This window comes from Larkinella sp. VNQ87 (assembly GCF_049445795.1).
In the GTDB taxonomy this organism is placed as follows: Bacteria; Bacteroidota; Bacteroidia; order Cytophagales; family Spirosomataceae; genus Larkinella.
Window position 1 is genome coordinate 26,611 of the sequence record NZ_JBMSDT010000016.1, and the last position, 23,223, is coordinate 49,833.

The following is a 23,223-nucleotide window of genomic DNA, read 5'->3' on the forward strand; positions in this document are numbered from 1 at the left end:
TTAAATGGACTTGAAAATTTGATTTTTGGGAATAAAAAAAGTTACTTTGGCAAGATTGTGCCGTGATAAGTACAAATCCATTCGCTTTTTATCTAACCATCTACCATCTCTATTTTATGAAACATTCTTACCTGAGACCGATTCCATCGGTGGCAGCGCTGGCATTGCTATGCTTGCTGACAATCTCAGCGTGGGCGCAGGACCGGAAGGTAACCGGGAGCGTCATCGACGGCAACGATAAAACGCCCCTGCCGGGGGTCAACGTTGTCGTCAAAGGAACCACCACCGGGGTTTCGACCGACGCCAATGGGCGCTTCACCCTCAATGTTCCAACCAACAACCCCGTTTTAACGGTCTCGGCCATCGGGTACGAACCACAGGAAATCAGCGTAGGGAACCGTTCCGACATTTCGATCTCCCTGAGTAGCGACATCAAAACGCTGTCGGAAGTGGTGGTGACGGGCTACGGTTCGCAGCGGAAAAAAGACATTACCGGGGCGGTTACGGTGGTGAAAGGCAGCGAACTGACGGCGGTTCCGGCGGCCAGCCTGACGCAGCAGTTGCAGGGCCGAGCTGCCGGTGTAACCGTCGGGAACGACAACTCGCCGGGGGGTGGAACGATGGTGCGGATTCGCGGGTTCGGAACAATCAACAACAACTCGCCCCTGTATATCGTCGACGGTGTGCCGACCACCGGTTCACTAACCAACATCAACCCCAATGACATCGAGAGCTTGCAGGTGCTGAAGGATGCCTCGGCGGCTTCCATTTACGGGGCTCGGGCGGCCAACGGGGTGGTGATTATTACCACCAAAAAAGGCAAAGCCGGCGAACCGAAAATTACCTTCGACATGTATACCGGGATTCAGCGGAACGGGAAGTTGCTGGAACTGACCAACTCGCAGGAACTCGGACAGTTGTTGTGGGAGCAGGCGAAAAATGTGGGCCAGACGCCCACACACGGGCAGTATGGTAACGGTGCCGACCCCCGGATTCCTGATTATATTTATCCGTCGGGCGCGATGGAAGGTGACCCGCGACTGGCCCGCGATGCCAGCGGCAACTACATCAACTACACCTACGACCTGACCGATCCGGCTCTGGGGAGTACCAAATTCATGATCACCAAAGCCAACAAGGAGGGTACCAACTGGCAGGATGTGATCTTTAACCCGGCTCCCATTCAGAACTACCAGATTGGGGCCAGTGGCGGAACGGACAAAACCGCTTATTCGATTTCGTTCAACCATTTTAACCAGAAGGGGATTCTGGAATACACCAACTACAAACGGTATTCGATTCGGGCAAACACCGAATTTAAGGTGAAAAACCGCCTGAAAATAGGCGAGAACCTGACGGTTTCGTACGATGAGCGGGTCGGGTTTACGAACAACGACGAATCGAACCCAATTGCTTTCGCCGTGCGCTCACACCCGCTGATTCCGGTGTATGATGTGGCCGGTAACTTTGCCGGAGCCAAAGGGCTGAACCTGGGCAACGCCCGGACACCGCTTCAGGAGTTGTACCGCGCCAAAGACAACGTCACGAAAGGTGTTCACCTGTTCGGGAATGCGTTTGCCGAAGTCGATCTGCTGAAAGGGCTGACGTTCCGGACGAGCTTTGGGGTGGAGTATAACCTGTTCAATTTCAACCAGTACACCCCGCGCGACCCCGAATCACCCGAAGCCCGCAATGCCAATAGCTTCCGGTCGGAAAACCGCTACGACAACTCCTGGACCTGGTATAACACCCTGACCTATAACCGGACTTTCGGCAATCATAGCATCAACATCCTGGGCGGAACGGAATCGATTGCCACCTACGACTTCATTTTTGATGCCACCCGCAGCAACTACGCCTTCGATGACCTGGATTATCGCTATTTGAACGCCGGGAGTCCGCTAGGGCTACAAAACAGCGGTCGGGGCGCCAACCGCACGCGCCTGTTCTCGCTGTTTGGGAAAGTCAATTATTCGTACAAAGACTTTTTCCTGGCCGACTTCACCTTGCGCCGGGATGGTTCGTCGCGGTTTAGTCCCGCCAACCGGTATGCGATTTTTCCGGCGGCCAGCGTGGGTTTCCGGCTGACGGAACTGGACTTCATGAAGAGCGTGGATTTCCTGTCGGATCTGAAATTGCGGGTCGGCTGGGGTAAAACCGGTAACCAGAACATTCCGAACATCTACAATGCCTATACCATCTACGAATCTCGGCCGGTTGAAAACCATTACGACATCAACGGGTCACGGTCGTCGATTGTGCCGGGCTTCGACCTGGTGCAGTTCGGAAACCCGAACGGAAAATGGGAAACGACCACGTCGACCAACATCGGTCTGGATGCCAGCTTGTTGAACAACAAAATTGAGGTGGTATTCGACTGGTACGTAAAGAAAACATCGGATATGCTGACCCAGATCGACATTCCGTTTACGCAGGGGATTGCCACGGTGCCGTTTACCAACATCGGGGATATGCAGAACAAAGGGATCGATCTGAGTATCAACTACAACGGCAAGGCGATGGGTGGAGAGCTTCGCTACTCGATCGGTGGTAACTTCTCGACCTACCGTAATGAAGTCCTGAAAATCAACAACGACCCGAACTCGATCAAGTTTGGCTTTGCCACCCGGCTCCCGGCCATGAGCGCCACCAAGGTTGGGTATCCGGTCGGCTCCTTCTACGGCTATTTCATCGATGGTATTTTCCAGACGGCGGAAGAAGCGAAAAATGCTCCGCAGTTCGGCACGTATAACCGCGCGGGTTCCTTCAAATTCCGCGATACCAACGGCGATGGGGTCGTAACCACGGCCGACCGCGATATCATCGGCAATCCGCACCCGGACTTTACTTACGGCTTGAACATCAGCGTGGGCTACAAAGCCTTCGATCTGACGGTTTTCGGCCAGGGCGTGTACGGAAACGATATTTTCAACTACATGAAGTACTGGACCGATTTCAACACGTTCCAGGGCAATCGCAGCAAGCGGATGCTGTATGACTCGTGGCGCCCCGGCAAAACCGACGCCATACTGCCCGAACTCCGCTCGACGGATGCTACCAGCGCCCAGATTTCGACCTATTTTCTCGAAAAAGGCTCGTACCTGCGCATGAAAAACATTCAGTTGTCGTACACGCTGCCCGCCGGAATCCAGCGCAAACTGGGTCTTGGAGCCACGCAGATTTATGTCCAGGGCCAAAACCTGTTTACGTTCACGAACTATTCCGGCCTGGACCCGGAAATCAACCTGCGTCGTTCGGGCGAAAACAACCAGGATACACACATCGGGGTTGACGAAGGCGCTTATCCGGTGGCCAAAACCATGCTGGTCGGCTTGCGACTCAGTTTCTAATTGTTTAAATGGTTGAATGGTTAAAAAGGGCTAAATGGTTAAAAATGGTTGAATGGCGTTTAACCATCTAATCCTGCAACTCTAAAAATATTGACTTTCTGATGAAAAAGATATTGATGCTTACCTCACTGCTAACGGCCGGGCTGGTCACGTCGTGCAGTGAATCGTTTCTGGATGTGAAACCACAGGGGGTGGCTTCGCTTGATCAGCTTTCAACCAAAACCGGCGTAAACGCGCTGTTGATCGGGGCTTATTCGCTGCTCGACGGCATCGGCTCGGGAACTACCGACTGGCACGCGGCCGTGTCGAACTGGGTCTACGGCGGGGTGGCTTCCGACGATGCCTACAAAGGAACCGACGCCAGCGATCAGCCCGAAATCACCGGGATTGAGCGCTACGAAGTACAACCCGGTTTTGTGCACATGCGCGGCAAATGGCGGCATGTGTACGATGCCATTTCGCGCTGTAACGAGGTGATTCAGACCGTTGCACTGGTGAAGGACATGACCGACGCCGAAAAAACGCAGGTGATTGCTCAGGCACGGTTTCTGCGTGGGCACTATCATTTTGAGGCTAAAAAGATGTGGAACATGGTGCCGTACATCGACGACAAAACGTACAAGGCCACCGATCCGAATTCGACCAAAGTGCCCAACGACAAAGACATCTGGCCGAACATCGAAGCTGATTTCAAGTTTGCGATGGATAATTTGCCCGAAACGCAGGCCCAGAAAGGCCGGGCCACCAAGTTTGCCGCGATGGCATTTCTGGCCAAGTCGTACCTGTTTCAGCGGAAATATGCTGACGCCAAACCGTTGCTGGAAGGAATCGTGAACAGCGGAAAATACCGGCTGGTCGATTACCTCGACAACTTCCGGGCGGCCACCAACAACAACGCCGAGTCGATCTTCGAGGTGCAGTTTTCGGTCAATGACGGAACGAACGGGAACAACGGAAATGCCGGGGAGACGCTAAACTGGCCGTATTTCTCGGGCGCACCGGGCGGGGGCTGCTGCGGTTTTTACCAGCCGTCGCTCAACCTGGTCAATGCCTACAAAACCGACGCCAACGGTCTGCCGCTGTTGGATACGTTCAACGACACGGACCTGAAAAACGACCAGGGACTCAAAATCACGGATGCCTACGCACCGGACACCCAGACTCCGCTGGACCCTCGTCTCGACCATACCGTCGGTCGGCGGGGTGTTCCGTTTCTGGACTGGGGCGCGATGCCGGGCGTGACCTGGGTGCGGGATCAGAATTACGGCGGTCCGTATACGGGTAAAAAATGGATGTATTACCGGAGCGAAGAGGGCACCAACACCCACTCGACCAACAAACGCCGGGTGGCCAATAATTACCGCATGATCCGGTATTCGCACGTATTGCTGTGGCTGGCCGAAGTGGAAACGGAGGTCGGGAGCCTGGAGAAAGCCCGCGAGCTGGTGAATCAGATCCGGCGTCGAGCCAAAACCAGTGTGTACGTGACCACCGCCGACGGGAAACCGGCGGCCAACTACCTGGTCAACGAATATCCGGCGGGTTCACCGGTTTTTGCCACGAAGGCATCGGCCTGGAAAGCGGTTCGGCACGAGGAGCGGCTGGAGTTTGCGATGGAAGGCCACCGGTTTTTTGACCTGGTTCGCTGGGGTATTGCATCTGAAACCATTTCGGGGTATCTGAGTGTAGAGTCGAAAAAGCGGGCCTACCTGAACGGAGCTACCTTCACCAAAGGCAAACATGAATACTTCCCGTTGCCGGTCGATGAAATCAACAACAGCTACCTCGACGGCAAGCCGACGTTGAAACAAAATCCGGGGTATTAATCCGTACCGCCGGACTTAGTCCGTGTTAAAGCTAGCACAGCTTAAAAGTTAGCTATAAAAGCACGGACTAAAGTCCGGCGGTACGTTAAAATGCCAGCACTTTTCGGGTCTGGCTGCTTTCGGTGGCCAGTTCGATGATGCGCATGACGGCCAAAATCTGCTCGGGCGTCACTTCCGGCGGAATCTCGCCGACGATGGCCCGGTAGAGGTTGTCGTACAGCAGATGGTAATTTCCGGGTAGGCTCGGAACCGTCGAGCGGCCTTCCGGGGTGGTCAAGGTGCCGTACTGGCTGGCCGGTTCGGCACCCCAGTCGGGCGTGTTGGGCAGGATATTCTTGCGCTGGGTTTCTTCCTGGATGTCCAGGCCGTGTTTGATAAACGAGCCTTTCGTGCCGTGAATGATGTAGCGCAGGCTGTTGTCGACGGCCAGCATCGACGATTTCAGAATCACCCGTTTGTCGGCATAGGATAGCCGGACATCGAAGTAGTCATCCAGAACGCCATTTTTTCGAACAATCCGCACGTCGCCCGAAACCGCTTCGGGCAGTCCGAACAGTGCAATCGCCTGATCGATCAGGTGCGGCCCCAGGTTGAACAGATTCCCACCGCCCTGCGGATCTTTCTCCTTCCAGCTATCGAGAATCTCGGGCCGATACCGGTCGTAATGGGATTCGAACTCGACCACCTCGCCCAGCCGGTTTTCGTCCAGCAGTTGCCGAATCGTTCGGAAGTCGGCGTCGTACCGTCGGTTCTGGTACGGCATCGCCACCAGCCCTTTTTGCTGCGCCAGGTCGAGCAGTTCACGGGCTTCTTCAAGCGAATTGGCAAACGGTTTTTCAATCAACACATGCTTCCCGGCTTGCAGAGCGGCTTTGGCGAACGCAAAGTGCGTGTCGTTGGGCGAACCGACAATAATCAGGTCAATGGTCGGGTCGTTCAGCAAGTCTTCGTGGCTGCGAACGGTTTTGACCGTCGGGTCAAACGCTTCGGCTTCGTTGCGGTGCCGTTCGACCACTTTTGCAAGCTTAAAATGGGGGTTAACCGTCAGAAAAGGGGCGTGAAAATACCGGCCTGACAGACCGAAACCGATCAGCCCAACCTGAATGGTACGAGACATAGGCATAGGAGACAAAAAGTTGAGGGCCGAAGATGGCTATTTTTGCCCAGAAGGTCAACTACGGTACGACCTGCAAAGACTCAAAAAAGTGTTATCTTTGAAATCGAAATTAGCCCAATGGAATGACACTACGCTTTCAGAGCCTGGCTGAGCTGGATGGTGTGGCCGGTCAATTGCTTGATGCCGGGCACTCGCGGTCCGTCTGGCTGTTCGAAGGTCAGATGGGGGCGGGAAAGACAACGCTGATTAAAGCTGTCTGCCACCGGTTGGGGGTTCCGAATACCGTTCAAAGCCCAACTTTTTCGATTGTCAATGAGTACGTTACAAAAACCGGCGAACCGGTCTACCATTTTGATTGTTACCGACTGCGTGACGAAGAAGAAGCCCTGGACAGCGGACTCGAAGAGTACATCGATTCGGGGGAACGTTGTCTGATCGAATGGCCGGAACGAATTGCCGGATTGCTACCGCCTGATGCCTGGACCATCCGCCTGCGGGTCGAAAATGGGGAGCGAATACTGGAAACCAACTAAAACCAATGACGGATTACGTATAGCGTCTGATGGTATGTTCCGGACAGTGGACCGAATCACCCGGATCAGACAAGTTGCCTTCGTAATTCATAAATCCCGTTTATAGTGACTGGGTTTGAAGAACTAGCCAAGCAAACGGCTTTATATCCGCAGGAAGCGCCTGCCGCTGTCAAGAAGCAAAAAGGTAGCCTGATGATCGGGTTGCCAAAAGAGGTCTCATTACAGGAAAACCGGATTGCGCTGACGCCCGAAGCCGTGGCTATTTTGGTCCGGCACGGCCACGAGGTGCTGGTCGAGCGGGGGGCGGGACTGGGTGCCAAATTTTCCGATAATGACTACAGCGAAGCCGGTGCGCTCATTGCGCCCTCGGCCAAAGAAGTGTACGACGCGAACCTGATTCTGAAGGTCGAACCGCTGGTCGATCAGGAGTTTGACTACATCAAAACCGGCAGCACGCTCATTTCGGCGGTTAATTTACCCAACCACGATAAGAAATATTTCGAGCGGCTGAACAGCAAGAAAATCACTGCCCTGGGCTACGAATACATCGAGGACAAGGTCGGCGGAATGCCGATCATCCGGGCGATGAGCGAAATTGCCGGGAGCACCGTCATGTTGATTGCGGGCGAGTATCTCAGCAGTGCCAACAACGGCCGGGGCGTCATTCTGGGCGGAATTACGGGCGTTCCGCCGACAAAAGTCGTGATTCTGGGCGCGGGCACCGTCGCCGAATATGCCGCCCGGACGGCCCTCGGACTGGGTGCCGAAATCAAGATTTTCGATAAGTATATCTATAAACTGCAACGGCTGAAATACGCCATCGGGCAGCATGTTTATACGTCCATCATTGAAACCGATACGCTTTCGGAAGCCATTCAACGGGCGGATGTGGTCATCGGGGCTATGCGGGCCGAGGATGGGCTGAGTCCGGTGGTGGTGACACAGGATATGGTGTCCCAGATGAAACTCGATTCGATCATTATCGACGTTTCCATCGATCAGGGTGGCAATTTTGAAACGTCCAAAATGACCACTCACAAGGAGCCGACCTATAAGTTTCAGAACGTGATTCACTACTGCGTCCCGAACATTCCGTCGCGGGTTGCGCATACGGCCAGTCTGGCCTTGAGTAACATCTTTTTGCCTTTTCTATTGCAAACCGGTACCATCGGTGGCATTGAAGAAATGATGTTTGCGAACCGTTGGTTTATGAAAGGTGTTTACAGTCATAACGGGCTGCTGACCAATGCTTACATTGCCAAGAAGTTCAACATGCGCTTCAAGGACCTGAGCCTGCTGCTGGCTGCGAGAATTTAGTTGAACGGTTTACAGTTTATAGTGGGCTGACGCATTCATGGCAGGACCATAAACTAAAAACCGTAAACTAAAAACTGAAAACTAGAAAACATGATCCACCATAGCAACGAAAACACACTGCTCGACGACGCCAACTCCCCGGAGATCAACCGGAAATTGATGAGTGCGATTTCGTCGGATTTTGTGAAAGTGGCCGATGCGTTGCGCGAAGCATCGTACCAGATCCGGAAACGCGGTTTCTCGGAAAATCCGGTTTTTGTCGCCACCCGGCGGGCTACCGAGATCGGGCAATTGCTGCTCGGTCCGAACGAACTGGCGGGCAATGCCTGGACGTACCGGGCGTCGATGCTCGACGAGTTCGTGCAACGGCGGCTGGTCGGACCGGAGTCGGTCGAGTTGTTCCGCGAAAATTACAAAAATCCCGACGAGTTTTGCTGCCTCTTCGTCATCGACGGCGACTTCGCTGGTTTTGTCTTTATTCCGTTCCCGGAAGACTGAACCGTAGTTGTACCCACGGACTTTAGTCCGTGTGAGTTCTCTAAATCTTGAAGTTATTATTAACTCACACGGACTAAAGTCCGTGGGTACGAACCTACTTCCCAATCCGGTATTTGTAATAATCCCAGGTTTTCCGGATTCCGGCGTAGACGGCGCTGCTGTTTTCGAATAAATCGCCCTGGTCGGCGGCAGCGGAAAACGTGACGAGTAACCCGCGTTGGTTGAGGGGTAGTTCCAGTCCCATGAAGGCCGAAAACTGCCGGGCGGTTTGGGCAAAGGGCGCTTCGTACGTGCCGTAGTTTTCGCTGTAGGAAAATTTGAAGAGGAACGAACAGGCTTTCGAGAAGTTGCCCTGCAAGCCCGTATGGTAGGCCCGGACCCGGTTGTTGCTGAAAAAACCGTACTGCGAGAGCGTCGGCCGGGAGTCTGTCACGGGCGTAATGAAGGGGGTGCCGATGGTACGGCCCCGGTACGACCAACCGTCGCGGTATTGCGCGTGGTTGAAGTAATTATCGCGGCCCCGGTGTTTGTTATGGTCGTTGAACACGCCCCCGCCCTGGCTTTTGGTGTACAGAAATTCAATAACGGCGCCCGTGATTCGCAGACCCGAAGGTGCTGGATTCAGGTTTCGGAACCGCAAACCGGTCAGGCCGTCTTCGATGTTGGTCAGGTAATACAGCGACCCATCTTCGTAAACGCTCTGGTGATAAAGCAACAGGGACACCTCCCGCGTGCTGTATTCGATGCCGACATCAATGCTGCCGAGGTGATTGCCGATGCGGTTTTCCCGGTCGAATTTGCTGTAACGCGTCGTGTCGAGGTCGATGAGTCGCCCCAGGCTGTTGCCCATCAGCACGAACAGATAGTCCTGCAATTTGGCGGGAAGCTGGCCGTTTTTTGCCAGCGATTCGGGCAGTTCGGTGGTGTTGCCACCCCACTGCGCCTGGTGGTTAAAACCGGCATAGAGCTTGATGGGCCAGCGAGCTTTACCCAGTCGGGCATACAACGATTTCTGGTGCAAGTACGAATTTTTGACTTTTCGATCATTACCAAACCAGCCGTGGGCAAACGATCCCCGAAAGGCAATCAACCCTTTTGTGAAACCAATCGGGGTGTAGTCGGGCAGGCTGATCTGCACTTTCGGCATGGGCAGCGCATTCCCCGACCAGCTATACGAACCGGAACTCAGCGTGGAATCGACCAGACCCACCACCTCGCGTCGCCGACCAGCCAGCACCTCAAACGCCCCGGCTTTTACTTTTACATACGCTTCCGGAAGTAGAATCGGATTTTTTGCTTGTGCAACAAAATTAGAAACTACATCTAAACCATACCCGATGCCAAACTTATCCGGGCGTTTGGCCGAGGTGATGTCGGAGAGGGGATAATACCGATAATCTTGCCGGACGCCTGCCCGCAGGGTCGCGTAAGGCAGTGTGCTGGGAACAAGGCCGTATTGATTGGTTCGCAGCCAGAACGGGGTGGCTTTGCCGGGATTATAAAAACCGCCCAGTTCGGCAAAAAAATGGCTGGGCCGGGTCTCAATCGCCGGTTGGCTGAAAGCCAGCAAGGGCAAAAAAACAAGCAGGAGTAGTGCTCTGATCATCGCTTACCGGGGTAAGAATAGTCACGTTTCGGGAGCACTTCAGGTAACGAAACGGCATGTTGCTACCTAACGGATCGCTTGTTGCAGCGGAAAAAGGTCGCGCAGTAAACCTGGAGTGTATTTTGTATATACAAAAACTGTTCCAGTTTTCGGCTTACCCGATCACGCGCGGGCCTTCGTGGTTGATGCCGGAAACGTACACCTCACTGTCGATGCCGACGGCCCGGAAGGCGCTTCGCATGCTTTGGCCAATTCGCTCGGCAGTCTCGGGGTCGCGGCTGAGGGCAAACATCGACGGCCCGGAGCCGGAAATGCTGCAACCGAGCGCCCCGGCATCGAGGGCCGCCTGTTTCACTTCGTTGAATTCCGGAATCAGAATCGCCCGGACCGGTTCGATGATCACATCGACCATCGAGCGGCCGATCAGGTCGTAGTCCGGTTTCATCAACCCGGCAATCAACCCGGCCACGTTGCCCATCTGAATGATGGTGTTTTTCATGGAAACTTCATTCTTCAGAATCTGGCGCGCATCTTTCGTATTGACCTCAATCTCGGGGTGAACGATGGTGGCGTAGAGTTGGTCGGGCGTATTGACGGTGATGATATCCAGCGGGTTATAACTTCGAATGACGACGAACCCGCCCATCAGCGAAGGCGCAACATTATCGGCGTGGGCCGACCCGCAGGCCAGCCGTTCGCCTTCCATCGCAAACGGCAGCAGTTCGACCTGTTTCAGCGGACGCCCCATCAGTTCGTTGATGGCAAACACCCCGGCTACGGCGCTGGCGGCACTGGAGCCTAGCCCGCTGCCCAGCGGCATTTTCTTGTGCAGAATGGCCTCCACGCCCTGATCCGAGCCGATGTGCTTCAGGTACGATTGAATGGCAATACCGGCGGTGTTGCGTTCGGCCTGTTTGGGCAACCGGCCTTCATCGCCGACAATGGCTTTGATCCGAACACCTGGTTCGGTACTCTTGTGGAGAATAATTTCGTCGCCGGGGTTGTCGACGGCAAAACCGAATATGTCAAAACCGCAGGCAACATTGGCCACGGTGGCAGGGGCAAATACTTTGATGGAGTCCACGGTATGTAACTTATTGCATCCGCAATAATACGTTCAACAGTAGGATGGCGAGCAAGGCCGCCGTTCTATAACTTCTTATTTTTGTCAAAGATACAAAAACCGCATCGCATTGGTTCAGGCCAGGTAACTCCCGATGCTGACCACATCCGCAAAAACACCGGTTGCCGTCACTTCCGCGCCCGCGCCGGGGCCTTTAATCACCAGTGGGCGCTCTTTGTACCGTTCCGTTGTGAACGAAACAATGTTGTCAGCCCCCGACAGCGAATAGAACGGATGATCGAATCCAACCGACCGTAGCTCGATGGTCACCTTGCCATTTTCGAATGTAGCCACGTAACGCAGTTTTTCGTTCCGGCTTTCGGCCTCCTGCAACAGCCCCTCAAAATACGCGTTATTACGCTCCAGTTCATCGAAAAAGGCTGGGATCGTGGGCGCGCTCAGGCAGCTTTCGGGCAGCAGGTTGTTGATTGTCACATCCGAAGGTTCGAGTTCAAAACCGGCTTCTCGGGCCAGAATCAGGATTTTCCGGGCTACATCCATGCCGCTGAGGTCTTCGCGCGGATCGGGTTCGGTAAAACCTTTTTCTTTGGCTTCCCGCACCACGGCGGCAAACGAGACGCCGGGCCGGAACGTGTTGAAGATATACGACAACGTTCCGGACACGATGGCTTCGATCTTCAAAAACCGGTCGCCGGATGTCATCAGGCCTTGGAGGGTGTTGATGATGGGTAAACCGGCACCGACGTTGGTTTCATACAAAAACTTGACGCCCCGCCGGACCGTCGCCCGTTGCAGCCGTTTGTAGTCGGCGTACGAACCGGAATTGGCTACTTTGTTCGGGGTGACAATTGAAACGTTGGCGTTCAGCAGCGGTTCGTAAAACAGCGGCATGTCTTTGTCGGCGGTGCAGTCGATAAAAACACTGTTGGGGAGGTTGTAATCTTTCAATTTGTCGACAAACGCCGGGAGGGAGGTCGTCACGCCTTCGCTTGCCAGCCGTTCGGGCCAGTCGGTCAGGTCGATGCCTTTCGGGTCGAGCAGCATTTTCTTTGTATTGGCTACGCCAACCAGGCAAATTCGCAGCGATTTTTCGGTCCGGAGGTGATCATACTGCGCCTGAATCTGTTGCAGCAACGTCCGGCCGATCAGCCCCGCACCCACCAGGTAGAGGTTCAGAATCCGGGCTTCCGACTGGAAAAAAACGTTGTGCATCGCGTTGAGCGCTTTCGAGAGGTTGTTTTTGTTGATCACCACCGAAATGTTGATCTCCGACGACCCCTGGGCAATGGCAACAATGTTAACGCCATTTTTTCCCAGTACCGAAAACAGCTTTCCGGCAATCCCTGAGCTTTTTTTCATGCCTTCGCCCACGGTGGCAATGATCGACAAATCGCGCTCGATGCTAATGCTGTCGACGTGTTTGTGCTCGATTTCGGTCGCAAATTCCGCTTCCAGAATCTCGCGGACACGCTCGGCGTTGCGCGGGTCGATAGCAAAACAGATGGAGTGTTCCGACGACGCCTGCGAAATCAGAATGACACTAATTTTGTGATGCGCCAGCGTGCTGAACAATTTCGCCGACACCCCGGCCACGCCGATCATCCCGCTGCCCTGGATGTTGACCAGCACGATGTCGTCGATGGATGAAATACCGGTAATCGTAAAATCGCGTCGGTCGGCGGTGCGGCTGATCACCGTGCCTTCATGGGCAGCGTTGAAGGTGTTCAGAATCCGGATCGGAATGTTTTTGGCAAACGCCGGTTGCAGCGTCGGCGGATAAATTACCTTGGCTCCAAAGTGGCTGAGTTCCATCGCTTCGGCGTAGGTGATCGTCGGGATGTTGAACGCGTTCGGTACCTTGCGCGGGTCGGCGGTCATCATGCCGTCCACGTCGGTCCAGATGTCGATGTAGTCGGCGTTCAGGGCTGCGCCGAGAATGGAAGCCGTATAGTCGGAGCCACCCCGCCCGAGTGTGGTCGTTTCGTTGTTGGCGGTTGATCCGATAAAACCGGTCACAATTGGCAGATCAGAACCGATGGTGGAAAAATACTCGCGAATGAGCTGGTTGGTGGTCGTTTCGTCCACTTCGGCCATGCTAAACTGCGCGTCGGTTTTGATCAGTTGCCGGGCGTCGCAAAACCGGGCCGGAACGCCCTTGCTTTTCAGGCATTCACTGATCACCAGGCACGACAACCGCTCCCCGAAGCTCATCACCAGGTCCATCGTCCGGTCCGACAGTTCCCGAATCAGGGAGACACCCCGCAACAAATCTTCCAGTTCGTTGACCGTACCGCGCACCGTCGCAAACACTTTGCTTTGCTCCTTGATCGGAATCAGCCCTTTGATCACGTTGAAGTGCCTGTCTTCGATCCCGCGAATCAGTTCCAGGTAATCCGGATTGTTGATGGCCGCCATCCGGCCAATCTCAATCAACTGATTCGTGACGCCACTCATGGCCGACAGCACCACGGCACCGATCGGGTTGCCGTTCTGGTGGTAGTCTTGAATAATGGCAATGACTTTCTTGATATTCTCAACGTTCTTGACCGACGTTCCGCCAAACTTCAATACATTCATACTGTGGGATCTTAGCAAATGATGGAACGGCTGGCTAGCGCCAGGGATAACCGTTCGGCTTTAGCATAGGTGATGAAGGGAAAAGGAGCGCAAATATAAGGAAAAAGCGGGTTGGTGCTGGAAAGAAATGGAAAGACCCGGATGATTTGGCCCGGTTATCAGAACGCCGACGGATCGCCGGAGTCCATGCCGGGAAAATGCCGGAAATTTCGTACTTTCAGGAAACGAACAAATCCGCGTCAGGCACTGTTCAACGAATAGCGACAACGGCTGACCAACGTTTCCATTGCATGAAAGGATTTCAATTTTCCCAATACATTCCGCCCGAAAAAAAAGAAGGCAGCAAATTCGACCAGTTGCTGAATATTTTCCAGCAATTGCTGCTGATGACCTCGGGAAACGTCGAGCAGGCGCTGGCGTACCTGAACGACCTCGACCGGCGCTACGGCCTGACCGACGACCAGTACGGCATCGGCAATTTTGTCGAAGAAATGAAAGAAAAAGGTTACCTGACCGAGCAGAACGAAGAAGGGACGCTCGCGATGACGGCCAAAAGTGAGCAGTCGATCCGCCGGTCGGCGCTGGAAGAGATTTTCGGAAAGCTGAAACGCTCGAAATCCGGCGGCAACCACCACACACCGTACACGGGCGTGGGCGACGAGCTGAGCAGCGACCTGCGCGACTTCCAGTTTGGCGATACGCTCGAACAGATTTCGATGACCGAGTCGATTCGCAACGCCCAGATTAACAGCGGGGTCGAGGAGTTTACGTTGATGGAGCGCGACCTGGAAGTGGTGGAGAAAGAGCAGAAAACGCAAACTTCGACGGTGCTGATGATCGATGTCAGCCACTCCATGATTCTGTACGGCGAAGACCGGATTACGCCCGCCAAGAAAGTCGGCATGGCGCTGGTTGAACTCGTCAAACAGAAATACCCGAAAGACACGCTCGACATCATCGTGTTCGGTAACGATGCCTGGCAGATTCAGGTGAAGGATTTGCCGTACCTGGAAGTGGGGCCGTACCACACCAATACGGTGGCCGGGCTGGAACTGGCGATGGACTTGCTGCGCCGTCGGAAAAACAAGAACAAGCAGATCTTCATGATCACGGACGGAAAACCGACCTGCCTGAAAGAAGGGATCAAATATTACAAAAACAGCTTCGGGCTCGACCGTAAGATTGTGTCCAAGACCCTGACGCTGGCCGCCCAGTGCCGTCGGCTCGACATTCCGATTACCACTTTTATGATTGCTTCGGACCCGTACCTGAAGCAGTTCGTCCACGAATTCACAAAGGTGAACAACGGCCGGGCGTATTACAGCAGTTTGCAGGGTCTGGGCAACATGATGTTCGAAGACTTTCAGCGAAACCGGCGCAAGAATATTAAATAATGGCAGCTATGACGACGATTCAAATTTCTTTGGAAGAAGCAGAAATAACGCGGTTAGAGCAAAAAGCGCTGTCGCTCGGTTATGAGTCGGTGGATGCATTAATTCAACAAACGGTCCATCGTTTATTGGAAACGGAAGAGGAGCACAAGACACGTTTAATGCATTTTATTGTAGATAAAAACGCTGAATTGTATCGGCGTTTGTCTTAGAAACATGACTTATCCAAATGTTGAAGATATTGTTCTGCTTCACGGGATTATTATACAGCAATCTGGCGGGGGAACAGGCATTCGCGATCAGGGTGGGTTAGAAGCTGCAGTTGCTCAGCCCCAAATGACTTTTTCTGGTGAAGATCTCTATCCGACTATTATTGAAAAGGCATCGGCCATCTGTTTTTCACTGGTGATGAATCATCCTTTTGTGGATGGCAATAAACGAATCGGACACGCTGCTATGGAATTCTTTTTAATGATCAACGGATACGAAGTGAGGGCTGATATAGATGAACAGGAGCAGATAATTTTGGATTTAGCCGCTGGTATACTGGACCGTGACGCGTTTACGCAATGGTTAACCAAACGGATTGTTCTACTTACTTTTTAACCGAGCCAGGTAATGGTAAACAAAAACTAATTTCGGAAAATCCCCGTTAAAATAGTACCACCATTTTCGACGCTACCCAACGATTTCATGAGCTATTCATCCCTGAAGAGTAAAGAGTTATTGAAAATGACAACCCTCGGCGAACTGAAAGCCGCCGGTTATAAATCCAAATCCATTAAACAGGAGCTTCGTGACAACCTGATTGAGAAAATTAAGGAGAAGGAAGTCGTTTTTCCCGGAATATGGGGCTACGAAGACACCGTGATCCCGGATGTGGAGCGGGCTATTCTGTCGATGCACCACATCAATTTACTGGGTTTGCGCGGGCAGGCCAAAACCCGGATTGCCAGGCTGATGATCAACCTGCTGGATGAATACATCCCGGTGGTGGAAGGCTCCGAACTGAACGACGACCCGCTGCAACCGCTTTCCCGGTTTGCGCAGGATCGAATTGCCGAAAAAGGCGATGACACGCCCGTAAGCTGGCTGCACCGCAGCGATCGATACACCGAAAAACTGGCAACGCCGGATGTGTCGGTAGCCGATCTGGTGGGGGATGTCGATCCGATCAAAGCCGCAACTTTGAAGTTACCGTATTCTGACGAACGGACAATTCACTTTGGGCTCATTCCACGTTCGCACCGCTGCATTTTCGTCATCAACGAATTGCCGGATTTGCAGGCCCGGATTCAGGTGTCGCTGTTCAATATTTTGCAGGAAGGTGACATCCAAATTCGCGGTTTCAAACTGCGTCTGCCGCTGGACATTCAGTTCGTGTTTACGGCCAACCCCGAGGATTATACGAACCGGGGCAGCATCGTAACGCCCTTGAAAGACCGGATCGACAGCCAGATTGTGACGCACTATCCGAAAACGCTCGAAGTCGGTAAGAAAATTACGCAGCAGGAAGCCATCGTCAAAACCGAGCAGAAGGGTATGGTCAAAACCAACGACCTGATCACCGATCTGATCGAGCAGATTGCACTGGAAGCCCGTGAAAGTGAGTATGTTGATGCGAAAAGTGGCGTCTCGGCGCGGTTGACGATTGCAGCATACGAAAACCTGCTCTCGGCCGCCGAACGCCGGGCCCTGCTCAACGGCGAGAAGGAAACCTACGTCCGGATTACGGATTTGTACGGCGTCGTTCCGGCGATCTGCGGTAAAGTTGAACTCGTCTACGAAGGCGAAGTAGAAGGCCCGGTCATTGTGGCCCAGAACCTGATCGGGAAAGCGATTCGGACGCAGTTTCTGAACTACTTCCCGAATCCGGAAAAAGCCAAAAAACAGAAGGGCGGTAATCCCTACAAAAAAATAACCGATTGGTTCGGCGACGGAAACGTCATCGAATTCCTGAACGACCTGCCGACCCGCGACTACGAAAACCGTCTGCGGACCATCGACGGCCTGGACGATGTGGTCGACTCGCTGCATTCGCGGTTGAGCCGCCCCGAAAAGTTGTTCATGATGGAGTTTGCGCTGCACGGCCTGGCTGAGTATTCGCTCGTCGGCAAGAAAGCGCTCGACACAGGTCAGCAGTTTAAAGACCTGTTAGGCAGCATGTTCAGCCCCGGCAACGCCTTCGGCGACGAAGACGATGACGACGAAGACCGGTTTTAAAAGAGTTAAGAGTTAAAAGTTAAGAGTTTTTTTGTACCCACGGACTTTAGTCCGTGTGAGTTTATCTTATCCGAATGGTTAGGCTAACTCACACGGACTAAAGTCCGTGGGTACTTTTGTGTCGTAAAATGTTACAGGGAAACTACGCGATTTTGTAATTGCGTAGTTCTTCTCTAGCCGGGCTTTCATGAGCGATATAATTTTGCAGCATCAGTAACAACAAATACACATTAAGAATCGCCCAAATGAAAGCATCACTATTGACCATTTGCCTGGTCGCGGTCGGTCTGTTGGCAGAAGCCCAAACGGCCAAACCAAAACCGACCGCGACCAGTACGAAACCGGCCGCAACCACCCAAAAGAAACCGGTAGCGACCACTCAAAAGAAACCGACCACCGCTGTCAAACCGAAAGCAACAGCGACGGCAGCGAAAAAACCGGCTCCCAAACCGGCCGTAGCTACCACCCCGCCGGCCACCACCACGGCTGTAGCTTCTACGACGACCGCGGCCGAAACCGAACCGGTAGTTGCTCAGCATACCGTAACAGAAACCAAACCGGTGGCGGAAACGACTGAAAAAGAAACCGGCAAACGCGCGAAACGCAGCAAAACCGAAAAGATAGAAAAAGCGCCGAAAGCAGAGAAAACCGCCAAAGCCGAAAAACCGGCTAAACCCGAAAAGCCCACAAAAGTAAAAAGCGAATCGGCTTACTCCGGCAAAGGGTTGTCGATCGGGATTCGGGGCGGGGTCAACGCGCTACTAAACGAATACGTTCCGACGTCGGATCTGGAAGGGAGCGGTCAATCCGAAACCGCACCGGGTTTCACGGGTGGGCTGGTGATCAATTATGGGATTGGCAACGTCTTTTCGATTCAGCCGGAAATTCTCTACACGCGCCGGGCCGTCAAGTTTGCCGGTGAAGATCAGGGACAGACGTTTTCGGTTCAGGCGTCCGTCAATGCCGTGGAGGTTCCCCTTTTGCTGAAGTTATCGTTTGGGCGTAAAACCCGATTTTTCGTAAACGCCGGTCCTTATGCTAGTTATGCGCTGGATGCCAGAACGAAAGTTGTGTTCGCAGGTGAAACACTGCTCGATGAAAAAATAAAACCGGAAGATAACAACGGTCGCATTGAATACGGTGTAACGGGCGGGCTGGGCGTCTCGATTCCGGCGGGGCCGGGTTCAATCCTGGTCGAAGGGCGGTATCACTATAGCCTGGGCACCAACGCCGATCCACAACCGGCTGAATACGTCAGCCAGCAAGTGGCGACCTTTTCCGTGGGCTACCTGATCCCGCTGGGCCGAAAGTAAACAACAAACGGTTTTGCCTGAAGCGTTTCGGAAAGTCACGAACGCTTCAGGCGGGGCCAACGATCAATCCACCACCACCGCCGTACCGTTGGCGCTCACCATGAGCAAGCCGCCGTTGTGCCCGATGGTTTGATAATCCAGGTCGACGCCGATGATGGCGTTGGCGCCCAGGCGCTGGGCCTGCTCAATCATTTCTTTCATCGCAATGCTTTTGGCCTCACGCAGGGCCTGCTCGTAAGCGGCTGATCGTCCGCCCGCTACGTCGCGCACGGTCGCAAAGAAATCCTTAATCAGGTTGGAACCAATGATGGCTTCCCCGTTGGCAAGACCCAGGTACGAGACGATGCGCTTGCCTTCGATGGATGGAGTAGTTGTTACCAGCATAGACTTGATTCTGAGTGTAACCGGCTGACGGTTTTCGTTAGTGAGAAAGCAGTCCCCAAAATTAAATCCTGGGATCGTGCCGTAATACAGAGTTACACAGAAGATTATTTTTTAGGTATGGTGTATTTATTTTTTCGTACAGGCGGTAAATGGTAACATTCTTTGGTTCGCCGGATAGCCTGATGCAAGCAAAAAACGGACACGAAAGGCGGCATCAACCTGACAAGACACTTCAACCGATGGAAGTAACTGTTTAACCATAAAGATACGCATTTCATGCCGAACTCACTGGGTAACCACACCATTTACGCCCAACTTTGAATCATAAATCCATTTTTTCTAAACAAATCAAATCAAAAACAACAATGAAAACGACAACAGTACTTTTGAACCGTGTGAATTTCCGTTATGGCTGGACGCTGATCATGTTACTGGCCCTGCCGCTGTGGTTTGCAAGCTGTAGCAAAGACAAAGATGGTAACGGCGAACCGGACGTAAAACCGTCGGCCGTGAGCGGAAGCTGGAAAATTTCGGGCATGAAAGTGAACCCAGGCATTGATTTTTTAGGAACGGGGCAGCCGATTACGGATTTGCTGGGTTTCTTTCAACAATACGGTGGCGCTGATGCGGTGGCTTGCCTAACGGACACGAAAATCACCTTCAACAACAACGGAACCATTTCCGGAACGCCTTCTCCCAATTGCAAATCCGACGATCTGGACGATTTTAACCCGGCTGAAAATAATTCAAAATGGTCGGTAAACGGGAACAAACTGACAATTACCGACAGCGATGGCGCTCAGGTGTATGACCTGGAAACATCGGGAAATACGATGAAATGGAGCACCACGGAGAAAGATGACCTGGACGGTGATGGTACCATCGACACCTACACGATGACGATTGAATTCAAAAAAGCGTAAGGCTTTTCAGAATCATAAAAATAGCAGCCCGCCGACGATTCGGTGGGCTGCTGGTGTTTGATAGCTGGTAGAAAACCACCTATTCCCGGATCAAATGCTGATCGTAGCCCGCAGCAATCAGCTTTTCATACGCTTCCCAAACGTCGGCGGGAATCTCCTGCGGAATCTGGAAGCCTTTCTGCGGGTACTCCCTAATACGCTGCAAATCGCCCACCATGATGCTGATGACGTAGTCCGGCGACAGATCGGGGTTCGAATAGTCGTCCAGGTACGCTTCGTAGGACGCTTGCGGGGACGTGACCCGCACCGGTTTTTCAGGCCAGACTTTGCAGAATGTCGCGTAGCTCCGGCGCTCCATGTACGGTTTTTGGACGAGCAGAAACCGCTCCGGGTCAAGGCCCCGTTCCTTCAGCAACTGGCGGGTAAACTGCACATTCTCACCCGTGTTGGTCGATTGATTCTCAATCAAAATCGCTTCTGACGGCACGCCCATCTGCCGGGCGATCTGCGCAAACTGATCGGCTTCGGGCTCGGTCCATAGCGTTCGGGTAATCACGCCCAGACCGCCGGAAAAGATAAGCAACGGCGCCCAGCCGTCGAGCCAGAGCTGGGCGGCCCGTTCGGCCACGCGTTTGTCGTAACTGCACAACACCAGAATGGCGTCGGCGGGTTCGAGCGGTTGGTTCATCCGGTGGTAATCCCAGAGTCTTTTAGCGAGCGAATGAATGGACGAAGGAATTGGGGTCATGTCGGCTAAATCGGTAATGGCAGCACAAAGAAAACCGGTTTCGGAAGGCGCGCAACGTTTAGTAGATGTTTCCAGTGAGTAAGTAAGGGGGCAAAGGGCAAACAATCGGCCTTGCGTTGGGCTTTTCGAAAGAGGAAACGTCTCAACTTTTCACGCATGATCGAAGACCTCTGGTATAAAAATGCCATCATCTACAGCCTGGACCTCGAAACCTTTATGGATGCCAACGGCGATGGCATCGGTGATTTTGAAGGGCTTTGCCGCCGATTGGATTACCTCCACGCGCTGGGCGTGAATACCGTCTGGCTGGCTCCGTTTCAGCCTACACCCAACAAAGACAACGGCTACGACATCCGGGATTATTACGGCGTCGACCCCCGGCACGGCTCCAGCGGGGATTTTGTCGAATTCATGCACCAGGCCCACAAACGGGGCATTAAGGTGATCATCGACCTGGTCGTGAACCATACGTCTGATCAGCATCCCTGGTTTCAGGAAGCGCGCCGGGGCAAGGAGTCCCGGTATTATGACTGGTACGTCTGGTCGGACAAAAAACCGTCGGACTGGAACGAGGGCATGGTGTTTCCCGGTGTCCAGGAAGCCACCTGGACGCTCGACAAAAAGGCCAAAGCGTATTATTTTCACCGGTTTTTCGAGTACCAGCCGGATCTGAATGTCGACAATCCGGAGGTTCGGGCCGAAATCCGCCGGATCATGGGCTACTGGCTGCAACTGGGCGTGGCCGGGTTTCGGGTTGATGCCGTGCCGTTTATCCTGGAATCACCGGCCCCCGGCCCAACCGAACCGGAGATGCGCTTCGAGTACCTGCACGAGATGCGTCGGTTTTTGCAATGGCGGAAAGGCGACGCGATTTTGCTGGGCGAAGCCAACGTGCTGCCCGACGAGAGTACCAACTATTTTGGACAGAACGGGGATGGTATTCACCTGATGTTCAACTTCTTTGTCAACCAGCACCTTTTTTATGCCCTGGCAACGGCCGACATCGCCCCGTTGATTCAGGCACTGGAAGCCACCCGGAACATTCACCCGACCGCTCAATGGGCGCAGTTTCTACGGAATCACGACGAATTAGACTTAGGGCGGCTGACCGATGAGCAACGCCAAAAAGTATTCGCTCGGTTTGGCCCGGAAGAAAACATGCAACTCTATGAGCGCGGCATTCGTCGGCGGCTGTCGCCGATGTTGGGAAACCGGCCCCTGACCGAACTGGCCTATAGCCTGATGTTTTCGCTGCCCGGCACGCCGGTGATTCGGTACGGCGACGAGATTGGCATGGGTGACGACCTGACGCTCAACGAACGGGATGCGGTTCGGACGCCGATGCAGTGGTCGGATGATCCGCAGGCCGGTTTTTCGCCGGCCGACAAGGTGGTGCATCCCGTGATCGATGAAGGCCCGTATGCCTATCCGCATCTCAACGTCGAAGGGCAGCGTCGCGACCCGTTCTCGTTGCTGAACTGGATGACAAGCCTGATTCGGCTGCGAAAAGAATGTCCGGAAATCGGCTCCGGAGACTGGCAGATTCTGGACACCAACGGAATTCCGGTTTTGGCGATGCACTACCACCGGACGGGCAATTCGCTGATCATCCTGCATAACTTCGACGAAAAACCGCAGGAGGTAACGCTAACCCTGAACCGGGGCCAGACGTCGCGTCTGGTGGATCTGATGGTGAACCGGGAAGAACAGGCCGATGTGCATGGCGTTCACCGGATTACGCTCGATGCCTACGGTTATCGCTGGTTCCGGGCCGGTGACCTGAGTCATTTGTTCTGAACACTAGCGCTCCAGACAATCGGCCAGCGTCCGGACATACCGGTCGACGTATGAATCGATGTCGCGGCTGCGGTATTGCAGGATGTAGCGTGGATGATCGAGCGTGGCGACCCGGCCGAAAAAACCGTGTTGCTGGTTGAGTCGTTGCAGAAACGCTTCGTTTTTACGACCCAGGCAAACCACCACATTCCGGTTGCAGCCAAACGTCAGTTGCTCCCGGACAGACGCGACGATGGCGGGCCAGAGCGCTTCGGTGGTCGTTTTGTCATCGTAAAAGTTGTAGTTTTTGCCCCCTTTGATCAGTGCTAGCGGATAGAGCGAGGTCAGGAAAAAACGGGCGTAAAAAGCTTCGGCCCCGCCAAAGGCTTCGACGATCTGGTAGATAAACCGGCTCGACAGTTCGGGCGTGGGCGGTAGCTCGTTGTCGATGTCAAATACAAAAGATAATGAGAAAATTAAGCTCATAATTCGGCATTAGGTACAGAATAATATGAGAAAACATACAATAGTTAGTGAGAATACTTTAGGTTTCTACA

The 23,223-nt window shown here is 53.6% G+C and carries 19 protein-coding genes; 12 read left to right on the forward strand and 7 right to left on the reverse strand.

The genetic code is table 11. The features are described from left to right. Nucleotides 1–116 precede the first annotated feature (116 nt). Nucleotides 117–3,350, forward strand: coding sequence for a SusC/RagA family TonB-linked outer membrane protein (locus tag ACO2Q8_RS24415; protein ID WP_423347501.1), 3,234 nt, complete (start codon nt 117–119; stop codon nt 3,348–3,350). A gap of 101 nt (nt 3,351–3,451) precedes the next feature. Then, complete coding sequence (locus tag ACO2Q8_RS24420) at nt 3,452–5,176, forward strand: RagB/SusD family nutrient uptake outer membrane protein (RefSeq protein WP_423347502.1); 1,725 nt, start codon at nt 3,452–3,454, stop codon at nt 5,174–5,176. An 85-nt stretch (nt 5,177–5,261) separates the two neighbouring features. On the opposite strand, the gene ACO2Q8_RS24425 is transcribed toward ACO2Q8_RS24420, so the two are convergent. Further along, a complete protein-coding gene (locus ACO2Q8_RS24425) occupies nt 5,262–6,293 on the reverse strand; it encodes an oxidoreductase (RefSeq protein WP_423347503.1) in 1,032 nt (343 codons plus the stop codon). 122 nt (nt 6,294–6,415) lie between these two features. Here ACO2Q8_RS24425 and tsaE point away from each other — a divergent pair, with 122 nt between their 5' ends. The 3 genes from tsaE (at nt 6,416) to ACO2Q8_RS24440 (ending at nt 8,641) form a co-directional block, all read left to right on the forward strand. Next, nucleotides 6,416–6,826 carry a tRNA (adenosine(37)-N6)-threonylcarbamoyltransferase complex ATPase subunit type 1 TsaE gene (gene tsaE / locus ACO2Q8_RS24430; RefSeq protein ID WP_423347504.1) on the forward strand — a complete coding sequence of 137 codons (411 nt, stop codon included), beginning with the start codon at nt 6,416–6,418 and terminating at the stop codon, nt 6,824–6,826. 105 nt (nt 6,827–6,931) lie between these two features. Then, entirely contained in the window at nt 6,932–8,143 is a 1,212-nt protein-coding gene (locus ACO2Q8_RS24435; protein WP_423347505.1) for an alanine dehydrogenase, read from the forward strand. A gap of 90 nt (nt 8,144–8,233) precedes the next feature. Further along, nucleotides 8,234–8,641 (forward strand): hypothetical protein, encoded by a 408-nt coding sequence (locus ACO2Q8_RS24440; RefSeq protein ID WP_423347506.1) that lies wholly within the window; start codon nt 8,234–8,236, stop codon nt 8,639–8,641. Between the two features lie 94 nt (nt 8,642–8,735). Here the strand turns inward: ACO2Q8_RS24440 and ACO2Q8_RS24445 are convergent, their stop codons facing one another. The 3 genes from ACO2Q8_RS24445 to thrA form a co-directional block, all read right to left on the reverse strand. Further along, nucleotides 8,736–10,247, reverse strand: a complete 1,512-nt coding sequence (locus ACO2Q8_RS24445; RefSeq protein ID WP_423347507.1) for a capsule assembly Wzi family protein — start codon at nt 10,245–10,247, stop codon at nt 8,736–8,738. Nucleotides 10,248–10,401: 154 nt separating this feature from the next. After that, nucleotides 10,402–11,331: a homoserine kinase gene (locus ACO2Q8_RS24450; RefSeq protein WP_423347508.1), complete on the reverse strand. Its 930-nt coding sequence runs from the start codon at nt 11,329–11,331 to the stop codon at nt 10,402–10,404. Between the two features lie 114 nt (nt 11,332–11,445). Beyond that, nucleotides 11,446–13,908, reverse strand: coding sequence for a bifunctional aspartate kinase/homoserine dehydrogenase I (thrA, locus tag ACO2Q8_RS24455; protein ID WP_423347509.1), 2,463 nt, complete (start codon nt 13,906–13,908; stop codon nt 11,446–11,448). A gap of 290 nt (nt 13,909–14,198) precedes the next feature. Between thrA and ACO2Q8_RS24460 the strand changes: the two genes are divergently transcribed. The 5 genes from ACO2Q8_RS24460 to ACO2Q8_RS24480 all read left to right on the forward strand — a co-directional run bounded on the left by ACO2Q8_RS24460 (nt 14,199) and on the right by ACO2Q8_RS24480 (nt 18,835). Next, on the forward strand, nt 14,199–15,302 hold the full coding sequence (locus ACO2Q8_RS24460) for a vWA domain-containing protein (protein WP_423347510.1): 1,104 nt from the start codon (nt 14,199–14,201) through the stop codon (nt 15,300–15,302). Between the two features lie 8 nt (nt 15,303–15,310). After that, nucleotides 15,311–15,511, forward strand: a complete 201-nt coding sequence (locus tag ACO2Q8_RS24465) for a hypothetical protein (protein WP_423347511.1) — start codon at nt 15,311–15,313, stop codon at nt 15,509–15,511. 4 nt (nt 15,512–15,515) lie between these two features. Continuing rightward, nucleotides 15,516–15,905, forward strand: a complete 390-nt coding sequence (locus ACO2Q8_RS24470) for a type II toxin-antitoxin system death-on-curing family toxin (protein WP_423347512.1) — start codon at nt 15,516–15,518, stop codon at nt 15,903–15,905. Nucleotides 15,906–15,992: 87 nt separating this feature from the next. Next, nucleotides 15,993–17,522, forward strand: coding sequence for a magnesium chelatase (locus tag ACO2Q8_RS24475; RefSeq protein WP_423347513.1), 1,530 nt, complete (start codon nt 15,993–15,995; stop codon nt 17,520–17,522). Nucleotides 17,523–17,767: 245 nt separating this feature from the next. Next, the gene (locus ACO2Q8_RS24480) at nt 17,768–18,835 is read left to right on the forward strand and encodes a porin family protein (protein ID WP_423347514.1); all 1,068 of its coding nucleotides are present in this window, start codon (nt 17,768–17,770) and stop codon (nt 18,833–18,835) included. A gap of 63 nt (nt 18,836–18,898) precedes the next feature. On the opposite strand, the gene ACO2Q8_RS24485 is transcribed toward ACO2Q8_RS24480, so the two are convergent. Beyond that, nucleotides 18,899–19,219, reverse strand: a complete 321-nt coding sequence (locus tag ACO2Q8_RS24485) for a heavy metal-binding domain-containing protein (protein WP_423347515.1) — start codon at nt 19,217–19,219, stop codon at nt 18,899–18,901. Nucleotides 19,220–19,584: 365 nt separating this feature from the next. Between ACO2Q8_RS24485 and ACO2Q8_RS24490 the strand changes: the two genes are divergently transcribed. Beyond that, nucleotides 19,585–20,142, forward strand: a complete 558-nt coding sequence (locus ACO2Q8_RS24490) for a lipocalin family protein (RefSeq protein ID WP_423347516.1) — start codon at nt 19,585–19,587, stop codon at nt 20,140–20,142. A gap of 79 nt (nt 20,143–20,221) precedes the next feature. Here the strand turns inward: ACO2Q8_RS24490 and ACO2Q8_RS24495 are convergent, their stop codons facing one another. After that, the gene (locus ACO2Q8_RS24495) at nt 20,222–20,890 is read right to left on the reverse strand and encodes a YdcF family protein (protein WP_423347517.1); all 669 of its coding nucleotides are present in this window, start codon (nt 20,888–20,890) and stop codon (nt 20,222–20,224) included. A 156-nt stretch (nt 20,891–21,046) separates the two neighbouring features. Between ACO2Q8_RS24495 and ACO2Q8_RS24500 the strand changes: the two genes are divergently transcribed. Next, a complete protein-coding gene (locus tag ACO2Q8_RS24500; RefSeq protein ID WP_423347518.1) occupies nt 21,047–22,687 on the forward strand; it encodes an alpha-amylase family protein in 1,641 nt (546 codons plus the stop codon). 3 nt (nt 22,688–22,690) lie between these two features. Here the strand turns inward: ACO2Q8_RS24500 and ACO2Q8_RS24505 are convergent, their stop codons facing one another. After that, nucleotides 22,691–23,152: a uracil-DNA glycosylase family protein gene (locus tag ACO2Q8_RS24505; RefSeq protein WP_423347519.1), complete on the reverse strand. Its 462-nt coding sequence runs from the start codon at nt 23,150–23,152 to the stop codon at nt 22,691–22,693. Between the last annotated feature and the right edge of the window lie 71 nt (nt 23,153–23,223).